General features: G+C 42.8%; 9 protein-coding genes. 6 read left to right on the top strand and 3 right to left on the bottom strand.

Annotated features, from left to right (window positions below):
- Nucleotides 1-66: 66 nt before the first annotated feature.
- From A3739_RS19225 to A3739_RS19205, 5 genes are all read left to right on the top strand, one after another.
- Nucleotides 67-1,197 (top strand): beta-ketoacyl-ACP synthase III, encoded by a 1,131-nt coding sequence (locus A3739_RS19225; RefSeq protein WP_068478823.1) that lies wholly within the window; start codon nt 67-69, stop codon nt 1,195-1,197.
- A 27-nt stretch (nt 1,198-1,224) separates the two neighbouring features.
- Nucleotides 1,225-1,971, top strand: coding sequence for a VacJ family lipoprotein (locus A3739_RS19220; protein ID WP_068478820.1), 747 nt, complete (start codon nt 1,225-1,227; stop codon nt 1,969-1,971).
- 135 nt (nt 1,972-2,106) lie between these two features.
- Entirely contained in the window at nt 2,107-3,576 is a 1,470-nt protein-coding gene (locus tag A3739_RS19215) for a DUF3336 domain-containing protein (protein ID WP_068478817.1), read from the top strand.
- A gap of 57 nt (nt 3,577-3,633) precedes the next feature.
- Entirely contained in the window at nt 3,634-5,463 is a 1,830-nt protein-coding gene (locus A3739_RS19210) for an ExeA family protein (RefSeq protein WP_068478814.1), read from the top strand.
- Nucleotides 5,464-5,466: 3 nt separating this feature from the next.
- The gene (locus A3739_RS19205; RefSeq protein WP_068473148.1) at nt 5,467-6,402 is read left to right on the top strand and encodes a general secretion pathway protein GspB; all 936 of its coding nucleotides are present in this window, start codon (nt 5,467-5,469) and stop codon (nt 6,400-6,402) included.
- Nucleotides 6,403-6,439: 37 nt separating this feature from the next.
- On the opposite strand, the gene A3739_RS19200 is transcribed toward A3739_RS19205, so the two are convergent.
- From A3739_RS19200 to A3739_RS19190, 3 genes are all read right to left on the bottom strand, one after another.
- Nucleotides 6,440-7,345 (bottom strand): alpha/beta hydrolase, encoded by a 906-nt coding sequence (locus A3739_RS19200; RefSeq protein WP_068478811.1) that lies wholly within the window; start codon nt 7,343-7,345, stop codon nt 6,440-6,442.
- Nucleotides 7,329-9,227 (bottom strand): DUF4105 domain-containing protein, encoded by a 1,899-nt coding sequence (locus A3739_RS19195; RefSeq protein ID WP_068478808.1) that lies wholly within the window; start codon nt 9,225-9,227, stop codon nt 7,329-7,331. The genes A3739_RS19200 and A3739_RS19195 overlap by 17 nt, the downstream gene beginning before the upstream one ends.
- Before the next feature lie 90 nt (nt 9,228-9,317).
- A complete protein-coding gene (locus A3739_RS19190; protein ID WP_068478805.1) occupies nt 9,318-9,794 on the bottom strand; it encodes a DUF3015 family protein in 477 nt (158 codons plus the stop codon).
- 162 nt (nt 9,795-9,956) lie between these two features.
- Between A3739_RS19190 and A3739_RS19185 the strand changes: the two genes are divergently transcribed.
- Nucleotides 9,957-10,640 carry a carbonic anhydrase gene (locus A3739_RS19185; protein WP_156502696.1) on the top strand — a complete coding sequence of 228 codons (684 nt, stop codon included), beginning with the start codon at nt 9,957-9,959 and terminating at the stop codon, nt 10,638-10,640.
- The last annotated feature ends 11 nt before the right edge of the window (nt 10,641-10,651 follow it).

The following is a 10,651-nucleotide window of genomic DNA, read 5'->3' as shown; positions in this document are numbered from 1 at the left end:
TCTGATGATGCTTCTTAGTGGTGCGCGTCTCTGACGAGAATAGATAATTTATAGAAGGGGAAATTAGTGTATAAAGCGGCGATAACCGGCACAGGTTTGTTTACTCCAACGCAGTCAATTAGTAATGATGAGTTGGTAGAAAGCTTTAATAGTTATGTTGCGGCATTTAATGCAGAAAACGCAGCTGCCATTGAAGACGGAAGCGTCGCACCCTTACAAGAATCTTCTTCTGCTTTCATAGAGAAAGCTAGCGGAATTAAAAGCCGTTATGTGATGAATAAAGAGGGTATTCTTGATCCAATGCGCATGGCGCCGAATATCCCCGAACGACCAAATTCTGAGCCGAGTGTTTTATGTGAAATGGCAACAGCCGCCGCAAAAGACGCGCTGGCTCAAGCCAATAAAACGGTAGCTGATGTTGATGCCGTACTTGTAGCTTGTTCCAACTTACAGCGAGCTTACCCAGCAATATCTATTGAAGTTCAACAGCAGCTTGGGATTGACGGCTTTGGCTTCGATATGAATGTTGCATGTTCGTCTGCCACATTTGCTCTTCAAACTGCGCTTGATTTGGTGAAAGCCGGAACAGCGCGGTCCGTACTTGTTCTGAATCCTGAAGTCTGTACAGCTCACCTAAATTTTAGAGATCGCGATAGTCACTTTATTTTTGGCGATGTTGCGACTGCTATTCTTGTTGAAAGACAGGATTTGATGTCTGTCGATACGTATTACGAAGTGGTCAGCGCAAAATTAAAAACAAGTTTCTCGAATAATATTCGTAACAATTTCGGTTTTATGAATCGTTGCGCTCCAGAAGCGCAAGCCAACGCAGATAAGTTATTTGTTCAAGAGGGGAGAAAGGTATTTAAAGAGGTTTCTCCAATGGTTGCCAATATGATTGTTGAGCACCTCGCAGATAACGATTTCACTCCAGACCAGCTCAAGCGAATGTGGCTGCATCAAGCTAACTTAAATATGAACCTTTTGATTGCGAAGAAGGTCTTAGGTCGACCTGCAGAGGAAGGCGAGGCTCCTGTGATATTAAATGAATATGCTAATACGTCATCTGCAGGATCAATTATTGCCTTTCATAAGTACCGTGATGACTTGGCCGTTGGTGATACTGGTGTGATTTGCTCGTTTGGCGCAGGTTACTCAGTTGGCAGTGTTATTGTTAAGAAGTGTGCGAAGGTCTAAAACTAGAATACTAATAAGCTACAAGTTATGTACGGAACCACATTGATTAAAAAATGGATTTTTATCTCTCTCGCCTTAATAGCCTGCTCGGCTAGTTCTGTTCGAGCTGAAGAACTTTCAGAAACTGAAGTAGATCCCTACGAGGGTTTTAATCGAACCATGTTTGCGTTCAATCAAGAAATTGATCGCTATGTTTTAAAACCTGTTGCCCAAGGTTATAACTACGTGATGCCTAAGTTTATGAATATAGGCATCACGAATTTTTTTAATAATCTTGATGATGTAGAGACGTTTGCAAACAGTATTCTGCAAGGGAAGCTCCACAATGCAGTTGTGTCGCTTAATCGCGTAATTTGGAATACAACTTTCGGGTTGGCTGGTTTTATTGATGTCGCGACCTACTTCGGCTTGCAGAATCAAGAGGAAGATTTTGGGCAGACCCTAGCGTTTTATGGTTATGAAAATAGCAGCTATATCGTTTGGCCTTTTTTAGGTCCTTCCACCTTTAGAGATACCTTAGGGCGCGCAGCGGATACTTACTCTGATCCGCTTTATTACACAGATGAATTATCGAGTACGGAAAAGCTCGCATTAACAGGGCTCAAAGTTCTTGATATTCGAGCAGATCTCTTGAAGGTTGAACACTTAATGGCTGGATCTGATCCTTATGTCTTTGTTCGCAATGCCTATTTGCAAAATCGTAACTACCTCATACGTGATGGTGTTGTGGAAGATGCCTTTGCGAATGACGACTTAGATTTGGAGGACTTTTAAGCCTTTAAACAAATGCGCAACAGTTAAATATTCACTTCTCTTTTACATTCCTTCACATCAATACTCATCAACTCCACAGATGTCTTAATTGCTGTCCGCTATATTTTTTTAAAAGACGGCAGGAAAAGGTTTCTCGTGGAAAACAAGCAAGCGTATATAAAAAAACTAAAAGGCTACTTAAATGAGTCAACAAGCTATGCGCAATGGAATGAGATCGCTTTAACCTTAGATCACACGCTCGACAATCAGCAATGGAAGCTGGAACCCTATTCAGATATTTATAATTTTGATGTGCTTTCAGAGCGGATGCATGCCTTGCGTAACTTGCGTTTGCGTGAAGACTTAGAGGGTTTAGGTCGTGCTCTTCGTGAAGGGCTTCATCACGACTTGGGGAATATGGGAGACCCAAGGCTATATTCCGTTTGTTACGTCGGCACTAAACGTCTTATTGATGATTATGTCGAAGAGGTATGCGTCGCGCTACAATTTCTTTGCCGACACCCTAAATCTTCGATGCTTCCAGCTCAGCAACTTGATTTTTTCAAAGCAATTCTCCTTAGTTATGGCCGACCGGCTTTGTTGATGAGTGGTGGCGCCTCGTTAGGAGCATTTCACTTAGGTGTAGTTAAAGCGCTTTGGGAACAAGATCTTTTACCTCAGGTTGTCGCAGGATCAAGTGCAGGGTCTATCATTGCTGCCTTATTAGGAACGCATACTGATGAAGAGCTGCCAGAGTTTTTCGACCCTGAGAATTTGAACCTTAAACCCTGGAAATGGGCGGGTATCTTAAATGGTCTTCGTGGTCGCGGGTTTATGGAGCAAAGTAAACTACGCGAGTCGATTCGTTACTATATCGGTGACTATACGATGCAAGAGGCCTTTGAGAGAACTGGCCGCAGTGTCAATATCACCGTGTCCCCTGTGAAGCATCAGCAAAAAGAGAGGCTTTTAAGCGGTTACACATCGCCTAACTTAATGATGTGGAGCGCGGCGCTGGCGTCTTGTGCTGTTCCTAGTATCTTTCCTCCTGTTCAGTTGCAGCAAAAGGATGAGAAGGGAAATCATGCGGCCTATATGCCAAATATGCGTTGGGTGGATGGAAGTGTGGTTTCTGACTTGCCGATCGAAAGGTTGATGCATTTGCACGATGTTAACTTCAGCATCGTTAGTCAAACAAACCCGCATGTTGTGCCGTTTCTAAAAGAAGAGCATGCCGACAAGAATCGTTTACGCGATTTACCGAGTAAAATCTTGAAAGGAGAGCTTCGCTTCCATGGTCAAGCTGTGTCTGATTATCTTCGTAAGCACAACCAAAATGAAATTGTTAGACAAGGCGCAGGCCAAATCTATTCCATGCTTTCGCAACGTTATCAGGGTGATGTCACTTTATATCCCAAATATAAGTTGAGTCATTATGCGAAGGTTCTTTCAAATCCATCAAGCGACTTTATTTCAGAGCTAATGATGCAAGGTCAGCGCGCTACTTGGCCGCGTTTAGCTATGATTCGAACTCACGCAAAAATTAGTAAGACGCTCGAGCAGTGTATTACTGATCTGAAAAGCGAAGTCAGAACACATAAAGCGAAGTTAAGAGTTATTGCTTGAATCTTGGCTTTTAGTTACTCTTTGTTAATTAACTAACAATGTTTGTTCTTGGAAGCTATGTACCTCGATTATTTCGGCTTAAAAGAAGCACCGTTTTCTATCGCTCCTGACCCCCGTTATTTGTTTATGAGTGAGCGCCATCGCGAAGCCTTGGCTCACTTGCTCTATGGCGTTCAAGGCCAAGGTGGGTTTATTGTTCTTACGGGTGAAGTGGGAACAGGTAAAACCACAATTTGCCGTTGTTTTTTGAATCAAGTTCCTAGCAACACTGATGTTGCTTTTATCGTTAATCCTAAACTTTCCGCACACGAGCTTCTCGCCTCTATTTGTGATGAGTATGGAATTGAGTATGAGAGAGATGCTTCGATTAAATCTCTCAACGATGCATTGAACGCATACTTATTGGATGCTCACGCAAAGCAGCGCCACACGGTACTGATTATCGATGAGGCTCAGAACTTAGCGTCTGATGTATTGGAGCAGTTAAGGCTCTTGACGAATCTAGAAACGTCAGAGAAAAAGTTATTGCAGATCATCCTTCTTGGGCAGCCTGAGTTACGTGATATGTTGGCTCAAACTGAGCTTCGTCAGCTGGCTCAGAGAATCACAGCGCGTTACCACTTACAGTCTTTAAATCGCGTTGAACTTGGTGCTTACGTGTCTTGTCGCTTGGCTGTTGCTGGTAGGAAACCGCGCTTGTTTAGTGATAAAGCCTTGAACCGACTATACAAGCTCAGTGGCGGCGTTCCGCGTTTAATAAATTTGCTCTCTGATCGAGCGCTATTAGGCGCCTATGCAAGCAATTCAGATCAGGTTGAAGTTGAACATATCAAACGTGCTAACTACGAAATACTCGGTGAAAGTCGTTCTGCGTGGGAGCGTTTCGTCTTTCAATACGGGTATCGAGTAGTGGGTACCGCGTTGGGGATCACTTTGTTTGTTGGTCTCGGCGTATGGTCTAAGCCGTTTTTGGATAGCATCACGCCTTTTGTTGATTCGTCAGTAAATAGTGTCGTCGAAGTGACAAAATCTCCTGAGAAAACTATCTCGCATATAAATGAACAGAAGGATGAGGTTGATGTCGATCAATCTTCTGCACTTCAAACTCATGCACTTGTTTTAAAGCCAGAAAACGGAGAGCAGGTTTATATCAATGACTTTGAAGAAGCTTTGTCTTCATCACCAGAGTCGTTAGTAGCATATGTAGAAGCTCCTAATCCAGATACGCGCCTGCTACAACAGGTAATGGAGAAGAGTGCCCCTAAATCAGCCGGAAGCATCCCTCTTGCTGCTGTTAGTGTTGATTTAGGTGGCCGAGAAAAAGGTAAGAAAGATAAGTTACAAGCATTTCAGTCGCTTTTTGAAAGTTGGAATTTAAACTACGTTGAAGAGCCTTTCCAATTAGCATGCGAGTTTGCCCAAGTGAACGGACTTGCGTGTCTTCATAAGCAAGGAAATTGGCGTAGTTTGATACGTATTGACCGTCCTGCCGTACTCACATTGTTTAATAATCAAGGCCAGAAAATTCATGTTGCCTTGTTAAAGATCGAAGGTGATTTTGCTCTGGTAGAGCATTCGGGTGAAAAGTTTAGAACCTCTCTAGATGATATTGATCGTTATTGGTTAGGCGAGTATTCAGTGATATGGCAACTCCCTCCTTATAAGTCTGGAATCGTCACACCGGGACAACTTAAAGAAGGTGCATGGTTGGAGAAAGGCTTAGCCGAAATTAACCCTGAGACCAAAGACTTAAGCTTGCAAGAGCAAGTGATTGAATTTCAGCGTTCTATGGGGCTTGTTCCTGATGGTATCGCCGGTAGTCTGACCTTAATTCAAATGAATAATTTGTTGGAAACCGACGCACCAAAGTTATTAGGAAACTCATAACAAATGTCATACATACTAGAGGCCCTCGAACGCTCAGAACGGGAACGTCAGCAACAAGGCCAACCATCTTTTAGACAAGATCAGCACTTGTTGCATCTTCGCCAGCAAAAACGATTTCCTTGGATAGGGTTACTCGTAGCGGTTCTTTTCTTAAATGCACTGGTGTTTTTGTATATTCACTTTTCGTCTTCGTCTGTGATAGTTGAAACGGCAGCAGAGCATAAAACGCAGGCGCTAAATCAAACTCCAGTTGTGCCAAAAGCTAAAAAAATAGGGGCGATTGATCAAAAGTCTATTGAGCAGAATCCCCATACTTTGGTTGACGATAAATCGGTAAATCGACAGAAGTCTGAAGACGTAATCGTTTCGGTAGTAACAAAAGCCCAAGTGTCCGATCAAAATTCAGTGGAAGAAAGGCGATCAATTCTTATTGAGCCGAGACTGCTGTCAAATCAGGATGCTAATCATGAAGAGTTGGACTCGGGTATTAATATCTCCGCGCTTGATAAGAAAATCAATCAATTAGATAAGGAACGTTTAGAATTGAGCCCTTTAGTTCAGTTGTCCGATGTTCCGCTCGATAGTAATGACGAAAGTGTCAATGATGTTGGGCTCTCTGCCAACTTGGAAGGTGAAGATAGCTCTTCTTTGCCTTTATCCTCATCGCAAGTGCTCGAGTTAAATAATCAATATCACGATGTCCTGTTTTTACATGAAATAAGCAATTCTGCGCGTCCTCGTGTTCCGAAGCTTCTGTTTAATAGCCATATCTATAGTTCTGATCCGAGTGCTAGACGTGTAATGATCAATAATATTTATCTGAGAGAAGGGCAGATGTTTGAAGGTATGACTGTCTTGCTGATAGATGAGAATCATGTGGTGTTTGAAAAGCAAGGGCAGCAATTCAAAATTGCTGCTATGCGAGATTGGTTGGGTTAAACGCGGCGTTTAATCAGAGATATATTTCGCTGTGTGTCTATTGGGCGTTTGTTCCGCTGTTTGATGCTAAGAAATTAAGTAGTGTTTTGCGCGCTTTTTCATATGCCAGGCCTTGCGTGTGTAAGCCCAATGTTTGATAGCTAGAAATATTAAGATCGTTTTGTTTAGCGATCGCTTCTAATTGCGTGAAGTGACGATAGTCGACGACAGGATCATTTTTGCTGTGCATCAGTAATATCGGAGTTTGTTTCAGTTCTGAGATATGTTTTTCAGGGTTATAGTCGCTTTCAATTAGACTCGCTGGAACTTGCACAAGCCACGTCAACCAGTGTTTTCTCATTGCTTCTCGCGCTACTTGGGGCCAGTTGGCCGGAGCAGATTCGCTGATTAAAGCGTTGATAGTTCGTAGATCTTCATCCGTCTTATTTATGTTCGCTGCATAGGTAATTGCTAGGGCTCCCCCCATACTCTGACCAAATACAAAGAAAGATTGTTCGGATCCTGCGAGCCGAGTGCTTATCCATCGGTGTGCGCTTTGTATGTCGATAAATGCGCTTCGTAGTGTCGATCCACCTTCTGATAAGCCATAACCGCGGTAATCTAAAAGAAATACCTCATAGCCGAATTTAGTTAGCCATGCGACTGAATTGATATGTGTGCTGATGTTCTCCCCATTGCCATGCAGATATAGGATTGTTCCTTTCGGGCTTTGTCCTTTACTAGGTTTGATCAGCCAGTTAACAAGTTTAAATCCCTCCGATTCAAGCGTAACAGTCTCATATTCGACGTTGAGATCGTTTGGGGTTTTGTAGTGTTGCTGGTGGGGAAAAAACAAAAAGCTAGATAGGTTACTGCAGCCCACGCTTGTTATAAGCGCAAAAATTAATAATAGACGAATAGGAATAGAACTGATGTTATGAGCTAGATTAGAAGTACCACGCAAGGCCGATTTCTCCCGCGGTTTGATAGTCTTTGGTGATGCTTTGATGTCGTTCTAAGTTAGATTCTGAATACGATACCCCGAGACGAAGGCTGGTATTAGAAAACGCAGCGACACCAACTCCAAGGTAGGCTATTTGCTGATTAAAATTTGCTCCGAGTAGAGAGTAGTGACGCTCCCAATACGCATTGAAATTAATGCTTCCAGTTTGTATTAGCCAGTTGAGTTTAGGACCGCTATCGATGGTAAATCCTTTATCGATATCTGAGTCGATGTATGCGCGTGAACTGAGCAACACACTGCTAAGCAAATCGATATTGCTCGTAATAGGCGTGCGATAGCTGACGCCGGGGCCTGCATTGAGATACGGCATTAGTTCGTCAGATTGATAGATGTTGCGCGTCAGGCCTGTAGAAACAAACCAAGAGATAGGTTTGATGAAATTATCTCTAGGTGAGAAAGAGCGAATATCGATGGCTCTAAATTCTTCAAGTTGAAATTGAGCGTTTGACTCTGGCTTATCAAGATAAGACTTAAACTTCGCGTGAATGATTTCGAGTTGAGCTCCTGGGATATATCCCAGTACAGGGTCTAAGAAATCATGATAAGACATCCGAAGATCAAGTCCGATGTAATTGCCATCTATGTCATGACCGGAGCGCGCTAACCAGCGGTGAGATCGATGGCCTTGGTCATCACGTGTTTTAGGCGTCGGTGTACTCGTAAAGCTTTGATCTACTTTAATTTTACTTCGTTCGGACAATAGTCTGATTGTACGCTTATTGTAATACGCAGCTTCATCAGGCTCTTCTTTAGCTCGGTATCGCGCGATGGATACTGCAAGTTCTATTGCCTGAGCTTTATGTTTGTCACTTAACACTGATGTTGATGTGAGCTCTGATACTTCCCGATTTCGTTCATTTAATAGCTGTTCAGCAAATTGCTGTGTCGCATAAGAAGTTTGATTACGGCGGTGCTTTAATGCTGTTTGCATCGAAGGTCTAAACCTTGCGCTCTTAATGAGTCCGGCTTCTTGCAAGGCTCTAACTGTATCGGCTGGAATTACATCTGTGCTGAATTGTTTTGATAACTCAAATCTTGTACTAGAAGCATCGAGAAGTGTTAGAAGATGATACGAGCAGTTCTCAGTAAAAAAGTAATAGTCGAAATGCGTATCTTTAATCTCCCAGACATGGAGCATGAATAGCTGCAATTCCTGATTGTTTATGTCTAGTTCGTATTCCCACACATCTCGGGATTCAAGGTAATTGTATTCTTTTACTTTTTCATAATACGGCAATACCGAAAAAACACCTGGGTAACCTCCATTCAGGCCTTTGTAGCTAAAAACAAGTTCGTTATCGTTCGGGTCGGCGTTGGCAGCATAATTAATACTGTACGAAAGTAGATCGCTTTTATGTGTAGAGCTGTCGATGCGCATTAGGGTATGACCAAACATCGATGAAGGGCTGTTCAAATATGCCGCAGGAAAGATCAGTGTTAAACCCTGCGCTGATACATCTTGAAGAAATTGCTTGAGCTCAGGACAGTTTAAATTTTCATTGGTTAAATAGCCGTGGCTTTGAAGCCAGGTAAAGCGAGCAGGATATTTACATCGGTATTTGTTGAAGTCTGTTCCGAAAGTTGACATCGCTTCAATGGTGGCACTGAGTTCACTTTTGGGATTGGTTTGTCCGTCAGGACTCAGAAAAAAACTAGGATCGTCGACTTGGCTTCCTTGCTCGGAAAGAATGCCGACCTGATGATAGTGTAAGAGGTCTAGCCATTGTCGATCATTAGCTAGTTGGGTTAGATCAGAAGCAATACTTTTCGTCGTTGGAAGTAAAACAGCCAAAAACACGAGAATAATTACGAGTAAGCGCATACATCCATGCCGCACGAAAATATTATTATTTTAATAAGAAGAACCTTCTTTCAGACGAAAGAAGGTTCTTCTTTAGCTCTTTTTATGTTGTTAGCCGAGGTATTTCGCTAAACGAACATTTTGCGTCATGATGCTTACGATAGCGTCATACACTTGAGCAGATGAAGTCTCTTCAGTTGGGAACATTTGATCGAAGTTATGTTGAAGTGATACACGGAATGCACGCTTGTCAGCGTCTTCAATTCCGATCATTTCAGCTAGAGTGTCAATTGTTTCACCCTGACCAGTAGCTGACTCCATCGCGATTAAATCGATGTTCTCATCAATGAAATAGTCAACGCCTGATGCCAACGGGCCGCCAGCTGCTTCACAACCTAGTGTGCCAGAAGTCATACCAAAAGTTTGGTTGCCAGAACTACCGTTTGTTGTTGCTGCTAGAACGTGCTCAACCCACGAACTTGGAGATTTAAATACAACAGCTGTACCCAGACCACAACCCGCAGGACCATTTGCCATTGCAACGATTGGTGCAGACGCGATAACAGCGCCAAGTAGTAATTTCTTCATGTAAGTATTCCTTCATCTGTCCATAAATGTATCGATACTTCTTCAATGCCCAAAGCTTGCGCTAAAAAGCAATACAACGAAGAACGCTTCTAGTTTAGACTAATTAATTAGTAGACAAACAGTTTTATGATATTAAAAAAGAATAAAGTTTGGGGGCAAGGGGTGTCTAAGATCGTTTCTGGAATTTTGAAGTTTAAGAAAGACGTCCACAGCAAAAAGAAGGAATTATTTGAAAAACTGTCTCAAGGTCAGGCACCTGAGGCTTTGTTTATTACCTGCTCGGATTCGCGCATAGATCCTAATCTATTAGTCCAAACCGAGCCTGGTGAGCTGTTTATTATTCGAAACGCAGGAAATATTGTCCCTCCGCATAGTAGTCAAACAGGTGGCGTGACAGCCTCGATTGAATATGCTGTTGCGGCCTTGCAGGTCAAGCACATAGTGATCTGTGGTCATTCATGTTGTGGCGCAATGCAGGGTGTTATGAATCCTCAGGCTGTCAGCGAGTTGCCTCATGTCTCACAGTGGCTGTCTTTCTCAAATGCGGCACTACAAGTAGTAAAAGAAAAATACCCTAACGATTCCGATCAAGAGCAGTTAAACCACTTGATTGAGCAGAACGTACTTCTTCAAACTCAGCACTTGGTGACGCATCCGCAGGTTGCAGCAAAACTCGCAACCGGAAAAATAACTTTGCATGCTTGGTATTACGATATTGGCAGTGGCGATGTTAGAGCATACGACGAAAGTTTGGCCAAGTTTGTGTCGGTGGAAGAAAAGTACAAAGATCTAGCAAAAGCAATGATCGTTGAGCAAGATCAATGCGGCTCTAATCACGATTGCTAATGGAAGAATAA

This window comes from Oleiphilus sp. HI0067, assembly GCF_001635735.1.
This window is presented reverse-complemented; position numbering and strand designations above follow the sequence as displayed.